The following is a 1271-nucleotide window of genomic DNA, read 5'->3' on the forward strand; positions in this document are numbered from 1 at the left end:
CTACAGTATCATTTCCATCTGCTCTTATATCTACATTTGGTTTATCACTTTCTAAAGTTAATGGAACATTAGGTTCACTTTCGGTATCTGATGTTTCCTCTTCTGTATCTTTTATTTCTTCTTCATCTTTACCTACAGACTGTTCATCTTCATACCATGCAAGCTGCTCTCCGCTTTGCTGACTGCCTGCTAAAGTCGCTGAGAAACTTAATTTCCCTACCAACACATCCTGTGCTTTATCAGAAGGGAAGCTAAACTCTAAGCCGCCTGCTATTGAAGCCTGCGGTAAATATATTCTTAATTCTTTACTCTCAGCATTAGTATTAACTATCATTATGCATTTAGGTTTGATTGTAGAACTTTTTCCTCCTGTTGCCATGCGTACCATTTTAGGCATAGTTCTAGTATATGTAATAATTAAAGTATCTGTGCTAGGAGATATTTTACTATCTGTAATTTTTATTCCATTAGTTCCTATTTTTTCGTAGCTTGATTCTTCTATGAGAATATTTCCCATAGAGTTTTTCTTTTCTACTTTAGTTATTGTTACTTCGCTTCCGTCTGCATTTCTAAATGGAACTTTTATTTCTTCACCTCTTTTATATGTATCTGATTCTACTATATACTGTTTTGTAACTTCTGTTTTACCATCATAGCTGTCTATATTATCTATACCGCCTCTTGCCTCAGCATAGTTTTTGAAATTAATTTCTAAACTGTCAAGAGTTAATTCCATTTTATGTTCTGTCACTAAAGTAGCTATAGTTCCTGCATTGTCGCTTTCTATATCTGATGTAGTTATAGTTTCTTTTACAGCAATATTGCGTCCTGCTCCTATATTTATAAGTTTATCAAATCTATCTCCTATCAAAACTTTGGCACTTCCGTATCTTATTGTTTTTTTTTCTTGCACACTTATTTGACTCATAATATCTCCTTATTGTTATTATGCTAGCTTTATATTAATATTTATATAATATTTCTATTATTGTCATTGTCTGATATGCATTGTCTATACGAGAATGGCTTTCATTGCTTATATCACAGCCGCATATCTCAATATTATCTATCTTTTTTTTCAAACTATTAAAATACTTACCTATTTTTTTCTGAAGAGTTAATGCATGTTCTAAACTTGTAGAATAAACACTAACTTGATAAATATCTCTTGAATATTCAAACTCATATTTAGGATTTGAACTTTGAAGAGAATAAACTATATAGCTTTTATCATTATCTACATTGCTGTCCTCAACAAAATCCAAATAAAC

General features: G+C 31.2%; 2 protein-coding genes. Both read right to left on the reverse strand.

Translation table 11 applies throughout. The features are described 5' to 3' along the window. Positions 1-928 (reverse strand): hypothetical protein (locus F811_RS0100060; RefSeq protein ID WP_020003289.1); only part of this gene is annotated, 928 nt, incomplete at its 3' end. A gap of 34 nt (positions 929-962) precedes the next feature. After that, positions 963-1271 (reverse strand): hypothetical protein (locus F811_RS16580; RefSeq protein WP_020003290.1); only part of this gene is annotated, 309 nt, incomplete at its 5' end.

The organism is Brachyspira innocens ATCC 29796 (assembly GCF_000384655.1).
In the GTDB taxonomy this organism is placed as follows: Bacteria; Spirochaetota; Brachyspiria; order Brachyspirales; family Brachyspiraceae; genus Brachyspira; species Brachyspira innocens.